Origin of the sequence: Stenotrophomonas maltophilia (assembly GCF_039555535.1) — a bacterium.
Lineage (GTDB): Bacteria > Pseudomonadota > Gammaproteobacteria > Xanthomonadales > Xanthomonadaceae > Stenotrophomonas > Stenotrophomonas maltophilia_Q.
Genome location: NZ_CP154630.1, coordinates 1,400,069 through 1,424,943, shown reverse-complemented (window position 1 = coordinate 1,424,943; position 24,875 = coordinate 1,400,069). Strand labels below are relative to the sequence as shown.

Genomic DNA, 24,875 nt, shown 5'->3' with positions numbered 1-24,875 from the left:
GCGCGTTCATCGCTGCGACACCACCCTCACCGCACAACAAGGAGATCCCATGCGCCTGACCGCCACCCCGCTGCTGCTCGCCCTGTCCCTCGCCCTTGGAACCTCGATGACCGCCCATGCCGCCCCGTCGTCGCCGTCGATCGCCGCCGCGGCCGAAGGCACCCTGCTGAACATCTCGGCCAACGCCGAGGCCACCCGCGTGCCGGATGTCGCCACCCTGTCGGCCGGTGTGGTCACCCAGGCCGCCGATGGCAACAGCGCCATGCGCCAGAACGCCCAGCAGATGGACAAGGTACTGGCCGCGATCAAGGCCGCCGGCATCGCCGAACGCGACGTGCAGACCAGCGGCGTCAGCCTCAACCCGCAATACCGCTATGCCGACAACGAAGCGCCGAAGATCACCGGCTACCAGGCCAGCAACACGGTCAGCCTGAAGGTCCGCGACATCGCCAAGCTCGGCAAGGTGCTGGACGCGCTGGCCGCGCAGGGTGCCAACCAGATCAACGGCCCCAGCTTCGAGATCGACCAGCCGGAACCGGTCTATGACGAAGCCCGGCTCGCCGCGCTGAAGAAGGCCCAGGCCCGTGCCCAGACCTATGCCAAGTCGCTGGGCCTGCAGGTGCGCCGCATCGTCAGCATTTCCGAGAACGCCGGCGGCGGCTACCGTCCGATGCCGATGATGCGGACCATGTCGGCCGGCGCGGCGATGGACAAGGCCACCCCGGTCGCACCGGGTGAATCGACCGTCTCGGTCAACCTGGACGTGGTGTTCGAACTGGGTCGCTGATCCCATCCCTTCCGTTGGACAGAGGCGGGTCCCGCAGGGGGCCCGCCTTTTTCATGTGAGCCGGGGCGGCTGGCTGAAGGCCAGCCCAACGATCCTGCCCCTGCCTCTAGGCAGTGGCCGGGCCCTGGCGTTAATGATTGACTGCCAGCCGCGTGCGGCAACCCCGCCACGGGCCCTGGTGCGTTGAGGACTTCGTCACTGGCATGGAGGTGGACCATGGTTCGTACGTATCCCGTTGCATCCCCGCACTTCGACCCCGCCCGCGTTGCCGCTTGGAGCGCGGCCATCGCCCTGCACCTGCTCGCGTTCCTGTTGCTGCTGATTCCGGCGACCTACCAGGCCGTGCAGGTCCCGCGTGACAAGACCACGGTCCGGCTGATCGAGAAGATCCCGCCCCCGCCGCCCCCGCCGGTGCTGCAGGAACCGAAGGAAGTCGCCCGGGTCGTGCCGAAACCACAGGCACAGCCGGCGACACCGCCACTGCCCGCCCCTACCGCGACCGCAGAAGAAACCCAGGGCATCGCGCTGCCGGCCGCCGAGCAGGCCGCGCCGCCACTCGCACCAAGCATCGACACCAGCACGCCGTTGGCCGGCGCCCAGCTGCAGTACCGCAGTGCACCGCCTCCGGCCTATCCGGTGCCGGCCCTGCGCAACCATGAGCAGGGCACGGTGCTGCTGCGGGTGGAGGTTGACAGCAGCGGTCAGCCGGTCGCGGTCAGCATCGAGCGCAGCAGTGGCTCGCGCCACCTGGACCAGGCCGCACGCCAGCAGGTGCTCAAGCGCTGGCGCTTTGAACCGGCCCAGCGTGATGGCATAGCGGTACCGGCCATCGGCCTGGTGCCGGTGCAGTTCTCGTTGCCGGACTGACGATCCGGGGCCGGTCCGACCGCCTGTCGGACCGGCCTCCGGAGTTGAAATGCCAAACTCGGCAAAGTTCAACCTCAAACGTTACGGATTAAGCAAAATTTCACGACTTCGTCACCCGTCGGAAACCTAGATTGGCCCGTCCCGGACACTCCGGAGACAGCCCTCAACGCTACGGTTTTCCAGTTAGGAGAGAAGCTGTGAAACACCTGATCCAACGGCCCGCCAGCCGCCGCCGCTGCACCCTGGCATCGTCCATCACCCACATCCTTACCGGCGGCACCCTGCTGCTGGTTGGCGCCGTGGCTCCCACCTCAGCGTTCGCGCAGGAAAAGGCCACCAACCTGGACCGCATCACGGTTACCGGTTCGAACATTCCGCGCACCAACACCGAAACACCGTCCCCGGTGCAGGTGGTGACCCGTCAGGAAATCGACCGCACCGGCAAGACCACGGTTGCCGAATACCTGCAGACCCTGACTGCTGATGGTTCCGGCTCCATTCCCAAGACCTTCGGCAACGGCTTCGCCGGCGGTGGTGCCGGCATTTCGCTGCGTGGCCTGGGCGCGGGATCGACCCTGGTCCTGTTGAACGGCCGCCGCATGGCCACCTACGGCCTGGCCGATGACGGCCAGAAGGTCTTCACCGACCTGAGCACCATTCCGCTTGACGCCGTTGAACGCGTGGAAGTGCTGAAGGATGGCGCCTCGGCGATCTATGGCTCCGATGCCATCGCCGGCGTGGTCAACATCATCCTGCGCAGTGACTTCCAGGGTGCGATCCTTCGCGGTTCCTACGGTGTCTCCGGCGACGGCGATGGCGACGCGAAGAAGGCGACCCTGACCGCGGGTACTGGCGACCTCGCAACCGACGGCTGGAATGCCTTCTTCAGCCTCGACGTCGGCAAGACCGACGCGATCAAGATCAGCGATCGCAAGAACCGCAAGTGGATCGGCACCGGCGACACCCGCCCGTGGGGCTACGGCAACAACGCGCAGTTCCTGGGCGGCGCCTTCCTCAGCGGCGGTACCCGCGGCGGCGTGGGTCCGAATGGTTCGGTGTACGACAGCACCGGCCACCTGGTCGCCCTGCCGGGCTGTGCCGGCCTGACCACCATTCCCGGCCAGAACGACGCGACCGCCCAGGCACAGGGCTGCCTCTGGGATCCGAACCAGCTGTACCGTGACCTGACCCCGGAAGAGAAGTACGTCAACGTGTTCGGTCGCGCCAGCTTCGCCTTCGGCGAAGGCGGCGAGATCTACACCGAGATCGGCTACTCGAAGAAGGACACCACCTTCAGCAACACGCCGTCCGGTGTTTCCGGTGGCTGGGGCTACCCCGGTGGCCCGATCAACGCCAACAGTGGCGATGGCGCCACAGTGCTGGGCCCGAACCATCCGGACAACCCAATCCCGGGCCAGGCCTCGCGCCTGCGCTACTCGGCCTGGGATGTCGGCCCGCGCGTGACCGACAACTCCAACGAGTTCACCCGCTTCCTGGTCGGCGTCAAGGGCAACTGGGGTGACTGGAGCTACGATACCGCCTACCTGCACTCCGGCACCGACCTGGTCAACAAGCGCACCGGCTTCCTCAACTACGACAACGTGCGTTGCGCCCTGGCCAATCCGAACTGTGCCGGTGGTGTGTGGCGCATCGGCGACAACGCCAACCTCAATTCGCAGGCGCTGTACGACTTCATCTCGCCGCGGATCAGTGCACGTGCCAAGTCGACCCTGGACATGTTCGACTTCACCGTGTCGCGCAGCCTGATGGACCTGAAGGGTGGTCCGCTGGGCCTGGCGATCGGTACCGAGTGGCGCAAGACCAGCAACAGCCTGACCCCGCAGACCTTCACCGACCAGGGCCAGATCATCGGCCTGGGCTATTCGGCCTACGACGGCACCCAGAACGTCTACGCCGGCTATGTGGAACTGTCGGCACCGGTACTGGAACAATTGGAACTGTCCGGCGCACTGCGTTACGACAAGTACGAAAGCGGCGAAGGCAAGGCGACGCCGAAGCTGGGCATCAAGTGGACACCGGCTGACTGGATCGCCCTGCGCGCCAGCTACGCCGAAGGCTTCCGCGCGCCCAACCCGGCCGAGAACGGCGATGGTGGACTGGCTGCCTTCTCCAATGCTGCCGACCCGGTGCGCTGCCCGGGCGGCAACCCTGCACCAGGCGCGACCCCCGACGATTGCGGCGCTCTGCCGGTCGCGATCATCACCCGTCCGAACAAGGACCTGAAGCCGGAAGAGTCGAAGAGCTACTCGGTGGGCATCGTGCTGCAGCCGACCTCCACCACCTCGCTGACCGTGGATGCATGGCAGATCAAGCGCACCAACGAAATCGCCCAGGGCGATACGGGTGCGGCGATCGCGGCGGGCAATGTGCTGCGTGACAACAACCTGCTCAACGGCGTCCCGGGCACCGGCAGCATCCTGGCCGTCAACACTGCGTACATCAATGCCGCATCGACTCGCGTCCGCGGTATCGATACCGATATCCGCCAGACCTTCGATATCGGCCCGGGCCAGCTGGAAATGGACCTGCAGTGGAGCCATGTGCTCAAGTTCGAGCGCACCGATGCCGACGTCACCCGCGACTACGCCGGCACCCACGGCAACTGTGACGTGACCAACTGCATCGGCACGCCGAGGGACCGCATCAACTTCGGCACCACCTGGAAGCAGGGTCCGTGGAGCGTGAGCGGCGTTGCCAACTACATCTCCAAGATGGAGAACAAGGATTTCCGTGGTCCGGAGGGCTCGTACCAGTTCTCGTACGCCGATGGTACCGACGTCACCAAGATCTCCTCGTTCACCACCTTCGACCTGTCCGGCCGCTGGAACATCACCGAAGCCTTCGAGCTGAATGCCTCGGTGCAGAACGTGTTTGATCGCATCGCTCCGCTCGACCCCACCACCTACGGTGGCGTGAACTACAACCCGCTGCACTTCAGCGGCGCCATCGGCCGTTACTTCACCGTCGGCGCCAAGTACACCTTCAAGTAATACCGTTCAACGCACCACCTTCGAAGGCCCGGGCACCTGCCCGGGCCTTCGTCGTTGCGGCCCCTTGCGTTCATGTTCACGCGCACACCGCTACCGTGGGGCAGCGGCATCACCGCCGCAGGGGACATCATGGCCGCGACCTCACAACGCCTCGGGCTGCCCGCGTTGACCGCACTGGTGGTCGGCTCGATGGTCGGCGCAGGCATCTTTTCATTGCCGCAGAACGTGGCGCGCAGCGCCGGGCCGGCGGCGGCGCTGCTCGGCTGGGCGGTCAGTGGCGCCGGCATGCTGATGCTGGCCTTCGTCTTCCAGGCCCTGGCAAACCGCCGGCCGGACCTCGATACCGGCATCTACGCATACGCGCGCGAAGGCTTCGGCAACTACATCGGCTTCTCCGCTGCGTGGGGCTACTGGGTTGCCTCGGTGCTCGGCAACGCCAGCTTCTTCGTGCTGATCTTCAGTGGCCTCGGCCACTTCATGCCGGTCTTCGGTGAAGGCAATACCCCGGCCGCCGTGGCCGCTTCGTCGCTACTCCTCTGGACCGTGCACCTGCTGGTGCTGCGCGGCCTGCGCACCGCCGCCATCGTCAACGGCCTGGTGACGGTGGCCAAGCTGCTGCCGATCACGTTGTTCCTGATCCTGGCCGCCGGCGCGTTCCGCATGGATGTGTTCCGTGCCGATTTCCTGGGCACCCCCGCACTTGGCGACCTCGGCCAGCAGCTGCGCGGCATGATGCTGGTGACCGTGTGGGTATTCATCGGCATCGAAGGTGCCAGCATCTACTCGCGGCGCGCGGCCCGTCGCGCCGATGTCGGCCGCGCCACGGTGATCGGCTTCCTCGGCGTCTGGCTGCTGCTGGTGCTGGTCAGCCTGCTGTCGATGGGCGTGCTGTCGCAGGCCGAACTGGCGGGGTTGCCCAATCCGTCGATGGCTTACGTGCTGCGCGCCATCGTTGGCGAGTGGGGCGCGACGGTGATCATCGTCGGCTCGATCATTTCGGTACTCGGCGCGCTGCTGGCCTGGGTGCTGCTGTGTGCCGAAGTGCTGTACGCCGCTGCGGGCGACGGCACCATGCCGGCCTTCCTGGGACGCGAGAATGCGCGCGGCGTGCCGGCCAACGCGCTCTGGCTCAGCAACGGGCTGATCCAGCTGTTCCTGCTGCTGGTGCTGGTCAACTCCGGCAGCTACACCGGCCTGGTGCTGCTGGCTGCGTCGATGAGCCTGGTGCCCTACTTCCTGTCGACCGCGTTCGGCGTGCAGCTGGCTTGGCGTGGCCAGGCCTATGCGGGTGAACCGGGTGTGCGCTGGCGCGATTTCGTCGTTGCCCTGCTGGCCAGTGCCTATGCATTGTGGCTGGTGTATGCCGGCGGCCTCGACAACCTGCTGCTGTCGGTCCTGCTCTATGTGCCCGGTGTGGTGGTGTTCGCACTGACCCGGCTCCAACGCGGTGAGCAGGTATTTACGCGTTGGGAATGGGTGCTGTTCGGTGCCATTCTGGTGGTGGCCATCGCTACGCTGGTGGCGTTCTCCAGAGGTGAGCTGGCACTGTAGAGCCGAGCCCACGCTCGGCTTGGCACGGGCAGCCAAGCATGGCTCGGCTCTACCGCTGGCGTTCCGGCAGCATGCCGATATCCTGCATCCAGCGCTCGGCCAGCCGCGGCCACGCAGTGACCGGTGCATCCTTCATGCGCAGCCCGAACGCGTGGCCTCCGCGGGCGAACAGATGCATTTCGACGGGCACGCCTGCATCGATCAGCGCCTGGTAGTAGGCGAGTGATTCGCGCACATCATCGGTGCGATCATCGGTGGCCTGCGCAATGAACGTCGGCGGCATCGCGTCATCCACGACGATGTCCCTGACCAGCGAGAGTCCCTTGCCATGCCCGGCCCACAGATGACCGGAGTACATCACCATCGCGAAATCCGGACGGCTGGACTGCGAGTCGGCCGCGTCGACCGCTGTGTAGCTGCGACGTGCGTGCGTGCTCAATCCCGCCACCACGTGACCACCCGCCGAAAAACCGATCACCCCCACCCGCTTCGGGTCGATGTTCCAGCGCTGTGCCTGCGCGCGCAGCAGGCCCATGGCACGTTGCGCGTCCTGCAAGGCCATCGGCACCGTCGGGTTGTCGCGACAGTTGCAGTCGGGATCCCAATTCGGGCCGGACGCCGGCACGCGGTATTTCAGCAGCGCGCAGGTGATGCCCTGTGCGCTCAACCAATCGCAGATTTCGCTGCCTTCCAGGTCCATCGCCAGCACCCGGTAACCACCACCGGGCACCACCATCACCGCGGCGCCATTGGCCGGTCCCTTCGGCGGAAACACGGTGAGGGTCGGCACGGCCACGTTCTGCAGCATCGTCCAGCGTTCTCCGCTGGCCTTGGAAACTGCTTCGCCAACCTGCTCGGGACCTTTCAGTTTTGGCGGCGCCTTCACCGTGCCCTGCGGCCACAACGGCAGCTCGGTGGTGCCCTGCGGCGGATGCCAGGTTGGTGGGGCTGCGTTCGCTTCAGCGAACAGCAACATCGCAAGCAGCAGAGAACCCAGGGACAGGAGTGCGCGCACGATCAACATCCGTGGTTGGATGCAGCAGATTGTAGAGCCGAGCCCATGCTCGGCTACATTCTCGAAGCCGAGCATGGGCTCGGCTCTACAACACGGCAAAAAAAAAGACCTGCATCCTGCGATGCAGATCTCTTCAAGGTGGCGCCCGAAGTTGGACTCGAACCAACGACCCCCTGATTAACAGTCAAGTGCTCTAACCGGCTGAGCTATTCGGGCAGACGACTAGTATAACCACTCTTCACGCGCGATGGTAGGGGTGATTCGCAATCATTGCGGCGGCCCGGTACAACTGCTCGGCCACCACCAGACGCACCAGCATGTGGGGCAGCGTCAACGGTCCGATCGACCACTTCTCATCGGCCAGCGCGGAGACTTCCGGCGAATGCCCTTCCGGGCCGCCGATCAGGAAGGCAAGGTCCCTGCCCTGCCCGCGCCAATGCTCCAGGCGCTTTGCCAGCTGCTCGGAACTGAGCTGGCGGCCCGGCACATCCAGCGCGACCACGTAGGCATTCTTCGGCAGTGCGGCGATCACGCGCTTGCCTTCGTCTTCAGTGGCGCGGCGCGGATCACGGCCCTTGCCACGCAGGCCGGGCTCGATTTCCACCAGCTCGAACGGCAGCCAGTGCGACAGCCGCTTCTGGTACTCGGCGAAACCCTGCGCCACCCAGCTGGGTGCGCGTTCACCGGTAGCAATCAGGCGGGCTTTCATCAACGGTCCTCCAAAACGTCGACGGCGCCATCGGCGCCGTCGAAGGGATGCATCAACGTGAGGCTCAGGCCACTTCGTCGTCGCTGGACGGCGGCTGGTCGCCAACGGTCCACAGGCGCTCAAGTGCGTAGAACTCACGCACGCGCGGCAGCATCACATGCACGATCACGTCGCCCAGGTCGACCAGCACCCACTCGGCTTCGCGCTCGCCTTCAACACCCAGCGGCATCACGTCGAGATTCTTGGCGAAGCGCACGACTTCATCGGCGATCGACTTGACGTGGCGGGTCGAGGTGCCCGAAACGACGATCATGTAATCGGCAACGCTGGACCGGCCGCGCACGTCGATCTCGACCAGGTCCTTGGCCTTCAGGTCTTCGGTGGCTTGGCGGACGCTGGCCAGCAGTTCCGGCACGGAAGGCGGCGGGCTGGGCAGATCGACCTTGATGGTCTGGGGCTGGGTCTGGTTGCTCAAAGTGGATCGACTCGATAAACGTGGGGGCGATTATACGGGCAAGCCGGGGCGGCGGCATTCACGGCGTAGGGGAGCGGTACAGGCCATGCGCGGCCACGTAGTCGGCCACGGCCGGTGGCAGCAACGCCCGCCAGGGGCCACCGGCGGCGATCTGCGCACGCACGGCACTGGCCGATTCCTCGCGCAGCGGGTGATGCAGGCGCAGGATGCGCCCGGCCGGACTGGCAAACAGGGCCTGCTCGTTGTCGGCCCAGCGTCCTTCCAGCGCGCGGCCCAGTTCGCCATCCACCGAGGCCTGCAGGGGACTGCCCGGGCGCTCGGCCACCACGAAATGGGCCAGCCCGAACAGCGCCTCCCATTCGTGCCAGCGGGTCAGGCCCAGCAGGCTGTCGGCACCGACCAGCCAGGCCAGCGGCCGGCTGGGGCCCAGTTCACCGCGCAGCTCGCGCAGGGTGTCGACGGTGTAGGACGGGCGGCCCGGGAAACGCAGCGCCCGGTCCAGCTCGCGATGATCCAGCAGCAGGCCGGGTTCATCGCCGATGGCCAGCGAGAGCATGGTGAAGCGCTGGTCAGCGGTTGCACCCGGCACCGCGCGATGCGGCGGATCAGCCGCTGGCAGCATGCGTACAGCGACCTGCAGTTCGTCACGGGCAGCACGCGCGATGGCGAGGTGCCCGAGGTGCACCGGATCGAAGGTGCCCCCGTAATAGATCCGCAGGCTCATCACTCAGGCCCGCACCAGCAGGCGCACGGCACGCGGTTCGGCCACGGCTACCAGCAGGCGTTCCAGCGCCAGCCAGGCGTCGCCGTCGGCGCGCCCCTTGGCGATACGGTCGACCAGTCCGGCCTCGGCCACGAAACGTTCCCAGCGCTTGCCCTCGGGGTGCCGCTGCAGCGCACGCTTGTAGGGCGCTTGTCGCGATTCCCAGATGCCGCGCGATTTCATTTCGGCGGCCAGATTGCCGCCGCGCGCCTGTACCCGGGCCAGGCCGGCACCGGCCAACAGCTCGCGGATCACCATCGGCATCAGTGCGGCCACCGCCTCGCCTTCGCCACGCAGGCCGGCCAGCATGCGCAGCACCGCCGGCGGCTGGCCGGAGAACGTGGCCTCCAGCAGCCGGAAGACGTCATAGCGCGCGGCGTCGGCCACCAGCGCTTCCATCCGTTCCACGTCCAGTGGCTGGCCGTCGGCCAGCAGCGCCAGCTTGTCGATTTCCTGCGCGGCGGCCAGCAGGTTGCCTTCCACCCGCTCGGCCAACCGCTGCACCGCGGCAGGGTCGGCACGCAGGCCCTTGCCACGCACGCGGCGCTCGATCCAGTCCGGCAGTTCGTGCGGCTTGATCGCCCAGGCCACCGACAGCACACCGATGCGATTGACCGCCTCGGCCCACTTGCCCTGGTGGACCTTGCTCCATTCGTTGGCGGTAATCATCAGCACCACGTCCGGTGCCGGGTTGGCGCAGAACTGGCTGATCACCTCGGCGCCATCCTTGCCCGGCTTGCCACTGGGCAGGCGTACCTCGACCAGGCGGCGGGCACTGAACAGGCTGGGCGCATTGAAACTGGCGTCGAGCTGGTTCCAGTCGAAATCGCGGCCATCGGCGTCGAACACCTCGCGCTCGCCGATACCGGCGGCGCGCGCGCGCGCACGGATGGCGTCGGCTGCCTCGAGCACGCGCAGGGTTTCCGGGCCGGCAATCAGGTAGACCGGCGCCAGCGGGGTGTCAGCGCCCTGGCTGGCCAGCTGCTCCGGACGCAGTTCCATCGTCGCGACTCAGTGCTTGGCTGCGGGAACCGGCTCGGCCGGCTCCGCGCCTTCAACCGGCTTGGCCTTCGGCGCCGTCAGGCTGCCGCCCTTCTCGATCTCGGCACGCACCACGCTGTCGATGCGGCGGATGATCGACGCGGACATTTCCCGTCGCAGCTCATCGGCCAGGATTTCGCGTTCGGTGGTGGTACCGGTGGCGTCGGTCGGCGGCGACACGTAGTCGCGCGACAGTTCGATCACCTGCTGCGGCACCAGCTCGCTGCCATCCTCGCGACGGAAGATGAAGATCACCGCATAGCGCAGGCTGTACTCCTGCGCACGGCCCTGCGAGTCGATGGCGATCGGCAGGTCACCCCAGCGTTCGGACAGCACCTGAAGCTGGGTGCTGGGCCCCTTGCTGTCCTCGGCGGCCAGCTTGGCACCGGATGCCAGCAGGCTGCGATTGAGCAGCTTGACCAGTTCACTGTAAGGCGCGGTGGAGACCACCTTCACCGGCGCCGTATCGGTCGGCAGCATCAGCTTGTTGCGCAGATGGAAACCGCAGCCGGCAAGGCCGAGGACAAGAACGAGGGCAAGCAGGATTCGGGTCATGGAGACAGTCTGGCGGAGCCGGGCGATCACGGCAACACACAGCCTGCCCGAAGCCGCGTGAATGCAGGGCCATCAAGTGCATGGCCCCGCACCGGGAAGGTACCGGCCACCGCGGGGGTGGCCGGCCCAGGATGCATCAGGCAGCGACGATGTTCACGATCTTGCCCGGCACGATGATGATCTTGCGCACCGTCAGGCCTTCCATGAACTTGGCCGCATTCGGTTCGGCCAGGGCCAGTGCTTCGACCTGCTCGCGTGCAGCATCGGCGGCCACCTCGATGGTGCCACGCAGCTTGCCGTTGACCTGCACGGCCAGGGTCAGCGCGTCGCGCACCAGCGCACCGGCGTCGGCCTGCGGGAACGGCTGGTCTTCCAGCAGCGTTTCGCCATGGCCCAGCACCTGCCACAGGGCGTGGCTGGCATGCGGGGTGATCGGGTTCAGCAGCAGCACGATGGCCTGCAGCGCTTCCTGGCGCACCGCACGCCCCTGCTCGCTGCTGTCCTCGAACTTGGCCAGCGCGTTCATCAGTTCCATCACCGCCGCGATGGCGGTGTTGAAACTGTGGCGGCGGCCATAGTCGTCGCCGACCTTGCCGATGGTCTCGTGGGTCTTGCGACGCAGCGCCTTCTGGCTGGCATCCAGCGCGGCCACGTCCAGCGCCGGTGCGGCACCGTCAGCGGCATGCTTCTGCACCTGGGCCCACAGGCGGCGCAGGAAGCGCGCCATGCCGTCCACACCGGCCTCGTTCCACTCCAGCGACTGCTCCGGCGGGGCAGCGAACATCGAGAACAGGCGCACGGTGTCGGCACCGTACTTGTCGACCATCGCCTGCGGGTCCACGCCGTTGTTCTTCGACTTGGACATCTTCTCGGTGCCACCGACCACCACCGGCTGGCCATCGGCGATCAGCGTGGCGCCGGTGATGCGACCGCGCTCGTCGCGCTGCACTTCCACGTCGGCCGGGTTGATCCAGTCCTTCGAGCCGTCCGGGTTCGGGCGGTAGTAGGTCTCGGCGATCACCATGCCCTGGCACAGCAGGTTGCGTGCCGGTTCGTTGCTGTCCACCATCCGCGCGTCGCGCAGCAGCTTGTGGTAGAAGCGGAAATACATCAGGTGCAGGATCGCGTGCTCGATGCCACCGATGTACTGGTCGACCGGCAGCCAGTAGTTGCCACGCTTGTCGACCGCATCACGGGCGCCCGGCGAGGTGTAGCGGGCGTAGTACCAGCTCGACTCCATGAAGGTGTCGAAGGTGTCGGTCTCGCGCTCGGCCGTGCCGCCGCATTCCGGGCAGGTGGTCTTGCGCCATTCAGGATCGGTCTTGATCGGCGAACCGGTCCCCGAGAACGCCACGTCCTCCGGCAGCACCACCGGCAACTGCTCTTCCGGCACCGGCACCGCACCGCACTTGTCGCAGTAGATCACCGGAATCGGGCAGCCCCAGTAGCGCTGGCGGCTCACGCCCCAGTCGCGCAGGCGATAGTTGACGCGGCGCTGGCCCTGGGCCTTGCGCTCGAAACGTTCGGCCAGGGCTTCGAAGGCGCCCTGGAAATCCAGCCCATCGAACTCGGCCGAGTTGACCAGTTCGGTCTGGCGGGTCTTGTCGCTGTACCAGTCCTGCCAGCGGGCACCGTCCCAGGTGCGCTCGTCGTCGTTGCGCGGGTCCTTCAGGGCGATGACCTGCACGATCGGCAGGCCGTACTTGTTGGCCACTTCGTTGTCGCGCTGGTCATGGCCCGGAACAGCCATCACCGCACCGGTGCCGTAGCCCATCAGCACGAAGTTGGCGACCCACACCGGCACCTTCTCGCCGGTGACCGGATGGATGGCACGCAGGCCGGTATCCATGCCGCGCTTTTCCTGGGTCTCCAGCTCGGCCTCGGACACGCCGCCCTGCTTCATTTCCGACAGCAGCGCAGCCAGTTCCGGGTTGTTCTTCGCCGCGTGCAGCGCCAGCGGATGTTCGGCGGCGATCGACACGAAGGTCACGCCCATCACGGTATCCGGACGGGTGGTGAACACGCGCAGCGGATCCAGCACGCCGCCGTCGACGTCACGCACGTCGAACTGGATTTCCAGGCCCTCGGAGCGGCCGATCCAGTTGCGCTGCATGGTCTTGACCGAGTCCGGCCAGCCGTCCAGTTCATCCAGGCCGTCCAGCAGTTCCTGGGCGTAATCGGTGATGCGCAGGAACCACTGCGGGATCTCGCGCTTCTCGACCAGCGCGCCGGAACGCCAACCACGGCCGTCGATGACCTGCTCGTTGGCCAGCACGGTCTGGTCGACCGGATCCCAGTTCACCACCGCATTGCGGCGGTAGGCCAGGCCCTTGCGCATCAGGCGGGTGAACATGCGCTGCTCGTGGACGTAGTAGTCCGGGCGGCAGGTGGCGAATTCGCGCGACCAGTCCACCGCATAGCCCATGGCCTTGAACTGGCCACGCATGTGCTCGATGTTCTTGTAGGTCCAGGCCGCCGGTGCGGTCTTGTTCTTGATTGCCGCGTTCTCCGCCGGCAGGCCGAACGCGTCCCAGCCCATCGGCTGCAGCACGTTGTGCCCAGTCATGCGCTTGTAGCGGCTGATCACGTCGCCGATCGTGTAGTTGCGCACGTGGCCCATGTGCAGCGCACCGGACGGGTACGGAAGCATCGACAGGCAGTAGTACTTCGGCTTGTCCGAAGTCTCGTCCACTTCGAAGGCACGGGTGGCGTCCCAGTACTGCTGGGCGGCGGATTCAACCTGCTGCGGGTCGTAGGCGTTGGTTTCAGCGCTGGTCATGGAACACGCGGATGCGGCGGCAAAGCGGTACAGCGTACCGCAGTGCGGCATGGGGCTCCAATCCCGGCCGCCGGCCAGTGCCGCCGCCGGCCCCCACGATCCGTCTCAGCGCGGTCGCGACAGCGGCAGCCCAACCACCAGCCACAGCGCCCAGCAGGCGAAGGCCACGCGCTGTGCCAGGGGTGCCGGCACCAGGCCCTGCAGGGCGAAGGCGGCCAGTGCCGCAAGCACCCCGCAGGCCACCAACAATCCCCCCTGGACACGCCCGTGCACCTGGCGCACGTTGAATATGCCCAGCAGCAGGGTACCGGCGACGAAGCCCAGCACCCAGATCATCCAGGCGCTGGCATGCAGCTGGCTGGCCGGCCCGTGCAGGTCGTCCACATCCAGCGGCAGCAGGCCCATCGCAGCGAATGCGAGCCCGGCCAGCAGCAGCATCTGGCTGCCGACCCGCGGCGCCCAGCCGGCCGTGGCAGGCAACCGCCGGCGCAGGCACTCGGCCACCACCCCCGCCAGCAGGCCCGGCAACACGAAGCCCAGCAGATTGAAGGCCAACGCGTGCGGCACGCCGTGTGCGCCCAGCAGGGCCACCGGGTGGCGGGCCTGTGCATAGCCGTCCAGGCCGGCGCCGAAGCCCAGCACCGCCAGCACGAACAGCAGTGCGGCGGCGAGGCCGGACAGGCGCAACAGGGAAGGCGGGGAGGTCATGCAGGCTCCGGGAGCAACGACGGCGGGAACGACGCATTGTCGGGCATTTGCCGCAGTCCGGGTTGAGACCGGCAGCGATCGTCACCATAGAATCGGTCTCCAGATGCCAATCGATGCCTCCCCCATGACCGAGACGACCTACGTATTCGACGCCACCACTGCGACCTTCGAGGCCGAAGTCCTGCAGAAGTCGCTGCAGACGCCGGTGCTGGTCGACTTCTGGGCCACGTGGTGCGGCCCCTGCAAGACCCTGGGCCCGATGCTGGAAAAGCTGGCCGCCGAATACAACGGCGCCTTCGAGCTGGCCAAGGTCGATGTCGACAAGGAACAGCAGATCGCGGCCGCCTTCCAGATCCGGTCGGTACCGACCGTGTTCCTGATCAAGGGCGGCCAGCTGGTGGACGGCTTCCCGGGTGCCATTCCGGAAGGCCAGCTGCGTGAATTCCTGGCCCAGCACGGCATCGTGCCGGCCGACATTGGTGACACTGCCACCGCGGATGAAGCACCGCTGGACCCGCAGGCGCAAGTTGACGTGCTGCGTGCGCAGATCGCCGCCGAGCCGGACAAGGACGAGCTGAAGCTTGACCTGGCCCTGGCCCTGCTGCAGATCGGCGGCGTGGACGAAGCCGGCACGCTGATCGACGGCCTGCCCGCCAACCTGGCCACCGACGACCGCGCCGTGCGCGCCCGCGCCCGCCTGTCCTTTGCCGCCGCGCTGAAGGACGCCCCGGCCGCCGAGGTGCTGGACGCGCGTATCGCCGCCGATGGCAAGGACCTCAAGGCCCGCCACCTGCGCGGCGTGCAGCTGCTGCTCGGCGGCCATGACGAAGCCGCGCTGGCGCAGTTCCTGGAAATGCTGCGGATCGACCGGAGTTTCGAGGAAGGCCTGCCGCGCAAGGCGCTGATCGACGCCTTCAATGTGATCTCCGACGAGGACCTGGTCGGCCAGTACCGCCGCAGGATGGCCTCCCTGCTGTTCTGAACGGGAGCCGGGTTCGTTCAGAATCCCTGCACTGGACGCAGGCAATAATGCGCGCGATGGCGGCCGTACGGCCGCCACGATCCGTTCGGGGGGATGAGGTCGGGGCCATGGGGTCTTGCAGCTGCACCCCCGCATTGCCGGGATTGCAAAACTGTGACCTTCGTCCGCTCGCTGTCGTCTGCCATGCGCTCCAAGGGCGCCCTGTTCTGTGCCCTCCTCCTGCTGCCGGCCATCGCCGCCGCGCAGGACTGGAACTACCGGGTCCGTCCCGGCGACACCCTGTGGGACCTGGGTGGCGTGTATCTGAAACCCTCGGTGCGCTGGCAACAGCTCCAGCAGCACAACCGCATCGATAACCCCTACCGGCTGCCGCCCGGCCAGCTGCTGCGCTTTCCCATCAGCTGGCTGCGCACCGAACCGGCGCCGGCGCGGGTGCTCTCGGTCCGCGGCAAGGTCGAACTGTCCGGTGGCGACGGCAGCGCCAGCCGCGCCATCCAGGCCGGCGAGCAGCTGCACATCGGTGACACCGTGCAGACCGAGGGCGAATCCAGCGTCACGCTGGAATTTGCCGATGCCTCGCGCCTGCAGCTGCGTGAGTACTCGCGCCTGCGCCTGGACCAGCTCAGCCGCTATGGCCACACCGGCATGGTGGACACTCGCCTGCGCCTGCAGCAGGGCCGCGCCAGCAATCGGGTAACGCCTGCGCGCGGCCCGGCATCGCGCTACATCATCGATGCGCCCACCGCCACCAGCAGCGTGCGCGGCACCGTCTTCCGGGTCAGTGCCGGCGACGGTCGTGATGTCGCGGCCACCGAGGTCCTGCAGGGCAAGGTGCAGGTCGGCAATACCCATGGCCAGCGCATGGTCCAACCGGGACAGGCCACCCGCAGCGGCAGTGCAGACGCCGCACCGGACGCAGTCTCCGCACTGCTGCCGGCACCGCAGCTGCGCAACGATGAACTGCGCCTGGCCCCGTTGCCCACGCTGCTGGCATGGTCTCCGGTCACCGGCGCCGCGCATTACCGCGTTGAAGTGGTACAGGCCGCCACGCCGGAGATCCTGCTGTTCGCTGCCACCACCACCGATACCCGCCTGGCCATCGGTGACCTGCCGCCGGGCCAGCTGCGCATCCTGCTGCGCGCGGTCGATGCTCAGGGTGTGGAAGGCATCGATGCCAGCGCCGACTTCGAACTCAGCGACCAGCCGCCACCGCCGCTGACACTGGCCCCGCTGCATGGACAGACAATCAACAGCGACCGCCCGCGTTTCCGCTGGAGCCAGGCCCCCGGTGCGCGCAGCAGCGTGCTGCAGATCGCGGCTGATTCCAGCTTCGTACAGCCACTGCAGGAACTGACCAGCACCGGCACCGATCTGCGCCTGGCGCAGCCATTGCCGCCGGGCCACTACTTCTGGCGGGTCGCCTCGCGCGATGCCAACGGCCACCAGGGACGCTATGGCCAGGCGCTGCCGCTGCAACTCAGCAATGAACCGGTCGATCCTGCGCTGCAACCGCCCGAGGCCGCGCATGGTGAACTGACCCTGCGCTGGCAGGCCGGCAGCGAAGGCCAGCGCTATCGCGTCCAGGTCGACCGCCGCGGCGACTTCAAGGCACCGCTGGTCGACGAAACCGTGGCCGAACCGCAGGTCAGCTTCAAGCGTCCGTGGCGCGGCACCCTCCACGTGCGCGTGCAGTACATCGACGATGACGGCCATGCCGGCGAGTTTTCGCCTGCCCAGCAGATCGCCCTGCCGTGTCGCCTCTGCTATGGCACCGGCGGTGGTGCCTTGCTGCTGTGGCTGCTGTTGTGAGGCGCTCGCCGCTGCCTTGGTCGAAGCGGATCCTGCTGGCCATGCTGGCCGGGATACTGACCATCGTCGCCAGCCAGGGCCAATGGCTGTGGCGGCAGGACGAGGCCTCCTACGACGCGATGGTCGGCAACTGGGACTATCGACCCGACCCGAGCGTTCTGATCGTGGCCATCGACGAAGGCAGCCTGCAACGCATCGGCCAATGGCCGTGGCCGCGCTCGGTCCACGCCCGGTTGCTGGACCGCCTGACCGATGCCGGTGCAGAACGGGTCGCGCTGGACCTGATGCTGTCCGAGCCGGACCGCCGCGACAGCCGCCAGGACGAGGCGCTGGCCGCGGCCATCCGTCGCAATGGCCGGGTGGTGCTACCGGTGCTGGCCGCACCGGCAGCCGGTGATCGCATGGCCGAGGAAATGCTGCCGGTTCCGCAGATCGCGGCCAGTGCCGCCGCCATCGGCCACACCGATGTTGAAGTGGACAGTGACGGCGTCGCCCGCGGCATCTACCTGCATGCAGGCATCGGCAAGGCGCATTGGCCGGCGCTCGGGCTGGCCCTGACCGGCCTGCCCTCCGGCGCGGTGCGCGGCCTGCCCGACCCCGACCCCGAGGTGGGCTCGCCCTATCAATGGCGCCGCAACGACTACGTGCGGGTGCGCTATGCCGGCCCCCCCGAGCAGTTGCCGCAGGTTTCCTACGCAGACGTACTCGATGGCCACGTGGACATGGCGATGCTGCATGGCCGCCGCATCATCGTCGGCATGACCGCCAGCGGCATCGCGCCGCGCCTGCTGACCCCGACCACCCGCGAGTTCTGGATGAGCGGCAGCGAGTACCAGGCCAACATCGCCTCGATGCTGCTGCAGCACAAGCAGATCGAGGTGCTGCCCCGCTTCTGGCAGCACGCCATCAGTGCTGTGCTGGTGGCGCTGTGCGTGATCCTGCTCGGCCTGCGCCTGCCGTGGCTGGCGGCGTTGTGTTCGCTGCCGCTTGCCCCTCTGCTGAGCTGGCTGCTGTTGCGCACCAGCAACCTCTGGTGGGCGCCGGCCACCGCCCTGCTGGGCATCCTGCTGGTACTGCTGGCCTGGGCGATCTGGCGGATTTCGGCCTGGCACCGGCAGGCCAACCGCGACGCACTGACCGGCCTTGGCAATCGCCTGCGCTTCGAACAGGCGTTGCAGCAGGAATGCGACGCCGCGCGACGCAACGGCAAGCCACTGAGCCTGGCGCTGATCGACGTCGACCACTTCAAGCGCCACAACGACCGCCATGGTCACCAGCTCGGCGACCGCGTGCTGCGGGACGTCGCCCGGTTGATCGGCGCGCATGCTCGGCGCCCGCGCGACATGGCCGCGCGTTACGGTGGCGATGAATTCGCGCTGGTATTGCCCGATACCCCGGCCGAGGGCGCGCGGCTCGTGATCCAGGACCTGATCGACTGCGTGCGTGCGTTGCCGGCACATGGTGATGGCAGCGACGACCGGGTCACGCTCACCATCGGCGTGTTCACCCGTGTCCCGGACGGCGAGCTGCAACCGCATCATTTCGTCGAAGGGGCCGACACCGCGCTGTACCAGGCCAAAGCGAATGGGCGCGACGGGTATGTGATCGACGGCAGCGCGTGACCGGCGCCACCGGGGTGCAACATACGCATGCGAATGGTTAGACTGGACACCTCGCCCAGCGCCCCCCGGATCCGCATGAACGCCCGCCTGTTCCGCTTCGGCATCAACCTCTGGCCGCCCTTCCTGTTCACCGGCATCCACGTCACCCGCATCACCCCCGACTACCGGCAGATCGATGTCGAGCTGCGCCTTCGGCCATGGAACCGCAACTACGTTGGTACCCACTTCGGCGGCAGCCTTTTCGCGATGACCGATCCGTTCTGGATGCTCGGCCTGCTGCACATCCTCGGCCGCGACTACTACGTGTGGGACCGCGCAGGCGCCATCGACTTCCTCAAGCCCGGCCGTGGCACCGTACGCACATCATTCCGCATCGATGACGCGCTGCTGGACGAACTTCGCGCCGAGGCCGCCAGCGGCGACAAGGTGCTGCGCTGGTTCAGCAACGACGTGGTGGATGAAAGCGGCGAGGTGGTCGCACAGGTCCGCAAGCAGGTGTACCTGCGCCTGAAGCCGCACGCGCGCTGATCCTCCGCACAGGCGCTATCCTCTGGCCCCCTGCCATGGAGGCTCCGATGCGTCCCTACACCCTTGCAGCACTGCTGAGCCCCCTGCCCTGCGCGGCCCATGCACTCGACCTGCCGCCGGTGCAGTACCCGACGCTGCCGGCCCAGGCGGCCACTGCCACCGGCTTCGTGCCCGAGGGCTGGACGCTGGAGTCCAGCATCGAAGGCGATCTCGACCGGGATGGCCGCGCGGACCTGGTGCTGGTGCTGCGCCAGCAGGATCCGCGCAATGTCATCGAGCACGATGGCTTCGGCCCATCGCCTTACGACAGCAACCCGCGCATTCTCGCCGTGGCGTGGTCACGCCCGGCCGGCTATGTGCTGGCGGTGCAGGACCACCATCTGATTCCTCGGCCGGACAACCCGGTGATGAGCGACCCGCTTGAAGATGGCGGTGTCAGCATCCAGCGCGGCACGTTGAGGGTGGCGCTGTTTTCCTTCTCCAGCGCGGGAAGCTGGTCGATGGGTACCACCGCCTTCACCTTCCGCTGGCAGGACGATGCCTTCGCGCTGATCGGCTATGACCAGAACTCGGTGATGCGCAATTCAGGACAGGCCACCTCGGTGAGCGTGAATTTTTCCACGCGCAAGGTGAAGCGGACCGAGGGCAGCATCGAGGACGACAAGGAAAGCGTGCGCTGGCAGCCACTGCGCGGCAGCCGCCGCTGGACGCTGCAGACCGTTGGTGATGGCTGGGTGTTCGATCCGCAGGCCGGCGGCGACTGACCCGCCGCTCAGTCGCGGGCAGCGGCGGTTGGGGCGGCGCCGGCCGCCAACGGCACCGACAGCCACGGGCTTTCGTCGTTGCCGCGGGTGGGCGAGCGACGCGGTACCTGCAGGGAACGCCCGTTGGCGGACAGCTGTGGCGCCCGCACCGGCGAGGCAAACTGCGCCGGCAACCGTTGCAGCGCCTCCACCGGGTCCCCCGCCTGCTGCCGCAGCCAGCGTTGCGCGCCCAGCAGGCGCAGCATCGCCGCGGCATCCTGGGTGCGCGACGAATAGGCGGGATAGACCGGGCCAGCGATGTCGGTCAGCACGCAGCCCATCACGTTCGACAGGCACCCGAAGTCATGCTGCAGCGGCGCCGCTACCGGCAGCGGGCGGTCCGCCTCCAGTGCCGCGGTCGCTGCCGCCCCACAGGCCCAGCCCAGATTGCCCGCCACGCGCGCCAGCGTACTACTGCGGTCCAGCACCAGGACCCCGCCAAATTCCTGGGCCGAAGACGCGATTGCCGCGCGGCTCATCGCGTACTCGCCCTGCATTGCACGGCACAGGCTCTGCTCGTCGGCCCGCATCGGCTGCATGGCGCGTTCGCATTCGGCCGGCAGCGGGTGGTCGGCAGGCAGTTCCACCAGCATGTCGGCCAGCAGCTGCGCATTGGCCTGCACCAGGCTGGCGCCGATGATGCTCTCGACCAGATAGCTGCCACCGGGCACCAGCCGACGACCCAGCTGCAGGCCACGGCAGCTGCCACGCAGCGCGCCATCGATGTCCCCCTGCACATAGGCCAGTGCGCGTGCACTGGTGGCATCGAGCATCAACCCGTAGGTCGGCAGCGGCACCATGATGCCGTCGCCCTTCGGTCTGAACGGCGACACGAAGTGGTCCGCTTCGGCCAGCGCGTCCAGCCGTGCGTGCAGCTGGCGATGGCCGGCATGGGCCTCGGCAAACCGCTGCGGATCGGCCCGCACCTGTGCCAGGCAGTCGCGGGCGCTGGGCCCGCAGCTGGCGGACGCCCGCGCGCGCAGTTCGGCGTGGTTCGCCGCAAGGTGAGACGGGGTGAGGTTGCCACCGCGCGGGTCGGCCTCCCAGCGCCGCACATCCTCGGCCAGCGCCTGCTCGCGCTGACCGGCATCCAGGTCGTCAAAGGCCAGTGTCCACAACAGCGGATAGCCATTGCGCCCGTTCGCCGGCAGCCGCGCCTCCAGCCGTTGCTGCGCCTGCAATCGCGATTCCGGCACCGGCCACATGCGTGAGGCACACCACACCACGATGGCCAGCACCAGCAGGCCCGCCAGGGTCCACCCCAGTCCGCGCAGAATCTTCAACACAGCTTCCCTTCCATGGCTCGTTGCCGCAGTCGATCCGCCAGCGTAATCGACCGGCAGTGACCGCTACAATGCGCACATGTCGCTCGAAGCCCCCGCCCTGGTCCCCCGCCCTTCCCTGCAGCGCCTGTTCCTGACCGGCCTGCTGACCCTGCTGCCGATCTGGCTCACCTGGGTCGTGGTCAAGTTCGTGTTCGTACTGCTGTCGGGCATCTCCAGCCCGCTGGTGGTGCCGCTGTCCGAACAGATCGCAACCAGTTTCCCGCACTATCTGGGCTGGGTCCGCGCCGAGTGGATCCAGGACACCATCGCCCTGCTGGCCACCCTGCTGGTGATCCTGGCGGTGGGCGTGGCCAGCCGCCGCGTGCTGGGCCAGCGCCTGCTGCGCTGGGTCGGCGCGGTGATCAAGCGCATCCCGCTGGCCAGCATCATCTACGACAGCGCCAAGAAACTGCTGGACATGCTGCAGACCGAGCCGGGCAGCACCCAGCGCGTGGTGCTGATCGACTTCCCGCACCGCGACATGAAGTCGGTCGGTCTGGTCACCCGCGTGATCAAGGAACACGGCACCGACCGTGAGCTGGCCGCGGTGTATGTGCCGACCACGCCGAACCCGACCTCGGGCTACCTGGAAATCGTGCCGGTGGAGCTGCTGACGCCCACCGACTGGACCGTTGACCAGGCGATGAGCTTCATCATTTCCGGCGGCGCCGTCGCACCGTCCAGCGTGCCGTTCACCCGCGCCGGCGAACGCGCCGAATGACCGCAGCGCCGATCGAGCGCCCGCTGCAGGACCGCGCGGTGCTGCTGTTCATCGTGCTGGCCGCGTTCTTCTGCGGCAATGCGGTGCTGGCCGAGCTGATCGGCGTGAAGATCTTCGCGCTGGAAGATACCCTCGGCATCGATCCGCTGAACTGGAACCTGTTCGGCCAGACCGGCTCGCTCAGCTTCACCGCCGGCACCCTGCTGTGGCCGGTGGTGTTCATCATGACCGACACCATCAACGAGTTTTTCGGCAAGCGCGGCGTGCGCTTCATCTCGTGGCTGGCCGTGGTCCTGATCGCCTATGGCTTCCTGTTCGCCTTCGCTGCGATCTCGCTGGCGCCGGCCAGCTGGTGGGTCACCTCGATGGACCGCCACGGCGTTCCGGACTACCAGGCCGCGTTTGCCGCCGTGTTCGGCCAGGGCATGTGGACCATTGCCGGTTCGCTGGTGGCCTTCCTGCTCGGCCAGCTGATCGACGTGGCAGTGTTCCACCGCATCCGCCAGGCCACCGGCGAGCGCCACGTGTGGCTGCGTGCGACCGGATCCACCGCGATCTCGCAGGTGGTGGACAGCTTCGTGGTGATCTGGATCGCCTTCGTGCTGGGCCCGCAACACTGGCCGACCTCGCTGTTCCTTGCGGTCGCCAGCGTCAACTACGTGTACAAGATGGGTTTTGCGATTGCCTTGATTCCGCTGCTGTACCTGATGCGGCGTGCGATCACCCGCTATCTGGGCGCAGACAGGGCGGCCGCGCTGCGGGCCGCCGCCGCGGCTGACTGAAGCCCCAGCGCCACCAAGCTGACTGCGCCTTCACGCTGGCCGTACGCGCGCGGATCGTGCAAGCTCCACGGTCTGTGTTCCACGGAAGCTTCTTGATGCCGTATTCCCCCCGCGTGCTGGCCGCTGCCATTGCTGCGTTGTTCCTGTTCAGTGCCGTGCCGCCGGCCGAAGCAGCGAAGAAGAAGGCCAGCCGCCCTGCCGCTGCGCAGACCCGCCAAGCCGCCAAGCCCAAGGCCAGGCCCACCCGTGCCACCGCACCGGCCCGTGGCAGTTCGACGCGCCGCGCTGCGCCGCGTCCGGTCGCACCGGCCCGTGCCGTGCCCAAGCAGGTACAGCTGGAGCGCCTGTACGACGAGTACTGGGATGCCTCGATGCGGTTGAACCCGCTGCAGGCCACGTTCCAGGGCGAACCGCGCTACAACGACCAGCTGCCCAACATCCTGTCCGCCACCTGGCGCCAGCAGTCGCACGACTTCACCACACAGTGGCTGGGCAAGGTCGAAAAACTCGGCAGCGACGGCCTGCAGGGCCAGGACCTGCTCAGCTACGAGATCTTCGTACGCGACGCGCGCGCCTCGCTGGCTGCCGAGCGTTACCCAAGCTGGATGATGCCGATCAGCCAGTACTACAACATCGGCAGCATCATGGCGATCCTCGGCTCCGGCGCCGGCGCGCAGCCGTTCAACACCGTGCAGGACTACGACACCTGGTCGCGCCGCTCGCTCGGCATTCCCGAACTGTTCGACCAGGCCATCGACAACATGCGCCAGGGCATGAAGGCCGGCGTGGTGCAGCCGCGCGACCTGATGGAAAAGGTGCTGCCGCAGCTGGATGCGGTGATCACGCCGACCGCTGAAGAGAGCATCTTCTGGTCGCCGATCCGCACGATGCCGAACACGATTGCAGCCGAAGACAAGGCGCGCATCAGCGCCGAATACAAGCGCATGATCGAGCTGCGCATCATGCCGGCCTACCGCGCCCTGCGCGGCTTCATCGCCACCGAGTACCTGCCGGCCACGCGCGCCAGCAGCGGCATGGGCGCGCTGCCCGACGGCCAGGCCTGGTATGCCAACCTGATCGTGCAGACCACCGCCAGCGACCAGACCGCCGCACAGCTGCACGCGCTGGGCGAACAACGCGTACAGGAACTGCAGGCACAGATCGCCACGGTGATGAAGGACGCGAAGCTGCGCGGCACGCCGACCAAGCTGCTGCGCAGCATGCGTAACGATCGCCAGTTCCAGTACAGCGATGCCAATGCCCTGATCAGCCGCTACCGCCAGGTGCAGCAGCAGGTCAACGCGCGTCTGCCTCAGGTGCTCGATACGCTGCCGAAGTCCGCACTGGAAGTGCGTGCGGTGGAACCGGAACGTGCGCTCACCGCCGCCGCGGCAGCCTATCAGCCGTCGCCGGCCGGGCAGCCGGGCGTGCTGTACATCAACACCCGCGACCTGCCCAGCCGCAAGCGCTGGAGCGTGCCGGTGCAGTACCTGCATGAAGCGATTCCCGGCCATCACGTGCAACTGGGCCTGCAGCAGGAACTGGCCAAGCTGCCACGCTTCCGTCGCCTCGGTGGCGATCTTGCGTTCGTCGAAGGCTGGGGCCTGTACGCCGAGACGCTGGGTGAAGACCTCGGCGTCTACACCGATCCCTACGACCGTATCGGCTACCTGTACTCACGCCTGCTGCGCGCCGCGCGCGTCGTCGCCGACACCGGCGTCAATGCACAGGGCTGGAGCAAGCAGCAGGCCGTGGCCTACCTGCAGAAGACGGTGGACATGAGCAGCGATGATGCCAACGCTGAAGTCGAGCGGATCATGGCCCAGCCCGGCCAGGCACTGTCGAACGTCGCTGGCCTGACCACCATCGTTGCCCTGCGCGACAAGGCCAAGGCACGCCAGGGTGCAGCCTTCGATCTGCGCCGGTTCCATGCCGAACTGCTGAAGGACGGCTCAATGCCGCTGGACGTGCTGGACCGCAAGATGGAGCGCTGGATGGCGCAGCCGGCCAGCGCTGCACCCACCCCTTCACCCTGACCCTTC

At 67.4% G+C, this 24,875-nt stretch carries 21 protein-coding genes and 1 tRNA gene; 12 read left to right on the top strand and 10 right to left on the bottom strand.

Going from position 1 to position 24,875, the window contains the following annotated elements:
- Window positions 1–49: 49 nt before the first annotated feature.
- The 4 genes from AASM09_RS06610 to AASM09_RS06595 all read left to right on the top strand — a co-directional run bounded on the left by AASM09_RS06610 (window position 50) and on the right by AASM09_RS06595 (window position 6,216).
- The gene (locus tag AASM09_RS06610; RefSeq protein WP_049428956.1) at window positions 50–787 is read left to right on the top strand and encodes an SIMPL domain-containing protein; all 738 of its coding nucleotides are present in this window, start codon (window positions 50–52) and stop codon (window positions 785–787) included.
- 216 nt (window positions 788–1,003) lie between these two features.
- Window positions 1,004–1,654 carry an energy transducer TonB gene (locus AASM09_RS06605; protein WP_049428955.1) on the top strand — a complete coding sequence of 217 codons (651 nt, stop codon included), beginning with the start codon at window positions 1,004–1,006 and terminating at the stop codon, window positions 1,652–1,654.
- 197 nt (window positions 1,655–1,851) lie between these two features.
- Window positions 1,852–4,665: a TonB-dependent receptor gene (locus AASM09_RS06600; RefSeq protein ID WP_049428954.1), complete on the top strand. Its 2,814-nt coding sequence runs from the start codon at window positions 1,852–1,854 to the stop codon at window positions 4,663–4,665.
- A gap of 129 nt (window positions 4,666–4,794) precedes the next feature.
- A complete protein-coding gene (locus AASM09_RS06595) occupies window positions 4,795–6,216 on the top strand; it encodes a basic amino acid/polyamine antiporter (RefSeq protein ID WP_049428959.1) in 1,422 nt (473 codons plus the stop codon).
- A gap of 49 nt (window positions 6,217–6,265) precedes the next feature.
- Here AASM09_RS06595 and AASM09_RS06590 read toward each other — a convergent pair whose 3' ends face one another.
- The 9 genes from AASM09_RS06590 to AASM09_RS06550 all read right to left on the bottom strand — a co-directional run bounded on the left by AASM09_RS06590 (window position 6,266) and on the right by AASM09_RS06550 (window position 14,261).
- Window positions 6,266–7,201, bottom strand: a complete 936-nt coding sequence (locus AASM09_RS06590) for an alpha/beta hydrolase (RefSeq protein ID WP_370672011.1) — start codon at window positions 7,199–7,201, stop codon at window positions 6,266–6,268.
- Window positions 7,202–7,370: 169 nt separating this feature from the next.
- A tRNA-Asn gene (locus tag AASM09_RS06585) sits at window positions 7,371–7,447 on the bottom strand.
- Window positions 7,448–7,469: 22 nt separating this feature from the next.
- Window positions 7,470–7,940, bottom strand: coding sequence for a 23S rRNA (pseudouridine(1915)-N(3))-methyltransferase RlmH (rlmH, locus tag AASM09_RS06580; RefSeq protein WP_049427744.1), 471 nt, complete (start codon window positions 7,938–7,940; stop codon window positions 7,470–7,472).
- 64 nt (window positions 7,941–8,004) lie between these two features.
- Entirely contained in the window at window positions 8,005–8,415 is a 411-nt protein-coding gene (gene rsfS, locus AASM09_RS06575) for a ribosome silencing factor (RefSeq protein WP_005410536.1), read from the bottom strand.
- 58 nt (window positions 8,416–8,473) lie between these two features.
- Window positions 8,474–9,142 (bottom strand): nicotinate-nucleotide adenylyltransferase, encoded by a 669-nt coding sequence (nadD, locus tag AASM09_RS06570; protein ID WP_180848985.1) that lies wholly within the window; start codon window positions 9,140–9,142, stop codon window positions 8,474–8,476.
- Window positions 9,143–10,180 (bottom strand): DNA polymerase III subunit delta, encoded by a 1,038-nt coding sequence (gene holA / locus AASM09_RS06565; protein WP_049427739.1) that lies wholly within the window; start codon window positions 10,178–10,180, stop codon window positions 9,143–9,145.
- 9 nt (window positions 10,181–10,189) lie between these two features.
- Complete coding sequence (gene lptE / locus AASM09_RS06560; RefSeq protein WP_049427736.1) at window positions 10,190–10,774, bottom strand: LPS assembly lipoprotein LptE; 585 nt, start codon at window positions 10,772–10,774, stop codon at window positions 10,190–10,192.
- Window positions 10,775–10,910: 136 nt separating this feature from the next.
- Complete coding sequence (gene leuS, locus AASM09_RS06555; protein ID WP_049427747.1) at window positions 10,911–13,553, bottom strand: leucine--tRNA ligase; 2,643 nt, start codon at window positions 13,551–13,553, stop codon at window positions 10,911–10,913.
- Between the two features lie 105 nt (window positions 13,554–13,658).
- Window positions 13,659–14,261: a DUF998 domain-containing protein gene (locus AASM09_RS06550; protein WP_049427734.1), complete on the bottom strand. Its 603-nt coding sequence runs from the start codon at window positions 14,259–14,261 to the stop codon at window positions 13,659–13,661.
- A 124-nt stretch (window positions 14,262–14,385) separates the two neighbouring features.
- On the opposite strand from AASM09_RS06550, the gene trxA reads away from it, so the two are divergent.
- From trxA to AASM09_RS06525, 5 genes are all read left to right on the top strand, one after another.
- Window positions 14,386–15,243 carry a thioredoxin gene (gene trxA / locus AASM09_RS06545; protein ID WP_049427732.1) on the top strand — a complete coding sequence of 286 codons (858 nt, stop codon included), beginning with the start codon at window positions 14,386–14,388 and terminating at the stop codon, window positions 15,241–15,243.
- Window positions 15,244–15,396: 153 nt separating this feature from the next.
- Entirely contained in the window at window positions 15,397–17,052 is a 1,656-nt protein-coding gene (locus AASM09_RS06540) for a FecR family protein (RefSeq protein ID WP_049427729.1), read from the top strand.
- The gene (locus tag AASM09_RS06535; RefSeq protein ID WP_049427727.1) at window positions 17,049–18,674 is read left to right on the top strand and encodes a CHASE2 domain-containing protein; all 1,626 of its coding nucleotides are present in this window, start codon (window positions 17,049–17,051) and stop codon (window positions 18,672–18,674) included. Before AASM09_RS06540 ends, AASM09_RS06535 begins: the two co-directional genes overlap by 4 nt.
- A 75-nt stretch (window positions 18,675–18,749) precedes the next feature.
- Window positions 18,750–19,202, top strand: coding sequence for a DUF4442 domain-containing protein (locus AASM09_RS06530; RefSeq protein ID WP_049427725.1), 453 nt, complete (start codon window positions 18,750–18,752; stop codon window positions 19,200–19,202).
- 47 nt (window positions 19,203–19,249) lie between these two features.
- Window positions 19,250–19,966 (top strand): hypothetical protein, encoded by a 717-nt coding sequence (locus tag AASM09_RS06525; protein WP_049427723.1) that lies wholly within the window; start codon window positions 19,250–19,252, stop codon window positions 19,964–19,966.
- Window positions 19,967–19,974: 8 nt separating this feature from the next.
- Here the strand turns inward: AASM09_RS06525 and AASM09_RS06520 are convergent, their stop codons facing one another.
- Window positions 19,975–21,291, bottom strand: a complete 1,317-nt coding sequence (locus AASM09_RS06520) for a hypothetical protein (RefSeq protein ID WP_049427721.1) — start codon at window positions 21,289–21,291, stop codon at window positions 19,975–19,977.
- A gap of 76 nt (window positions 21,292–21,367) precedes the next feature.
- Here AASM09_RS06520 and AASM09_RS06515 point away from each other — a divergent pair, with 76 nt between their 5' ends.
- The 3 genes from AASM09_RS06515 (at window position 21,368) to AASM09_RS06505 (ending at window position 24,869) form a co-directional block, all read left to right on the top strand.
- Complete coding sequence (locus AASM09_RS06515; RefSeq protein WP_049427719.1) at window positions 21,368–22,051, top strand: DUF502 domain-containing protein; 684 nt, start codon at window positions 21,368–21,370, stop codon at window positions 22,049–22,051.
- Window positions 22,048–22,833, top strand: coding sequence for a queuosine precursor transporter (locus AASM09_RS06510; RefSeq protein ID WP_049427718.1), 786 nt, complete (start codon window positions 22,048–22,050; stop codon window positions 22,831–22,833). The genes AASM09_RS06515 and AASM09_RS06510 overlap by 4 nt, the downstream gene beginning before the upstream one ends.
- A gap of 95 nt (window positions 22,834–22,928) precedes the next feature.
- Window positions 22,929–24,869, top strand: coding sequence for a DUF885 domain-containing protein (locus AASM09_RS06505; RefSeq protein ID WP_049427716.1), 1,941 nt, complete (start codon window positions 22,929–22,931; stop codon window positions 24,867–24,869).
- The last annotated feature ends 6 nt before the right edge of the window (window positions 24,870–24,875 follow it).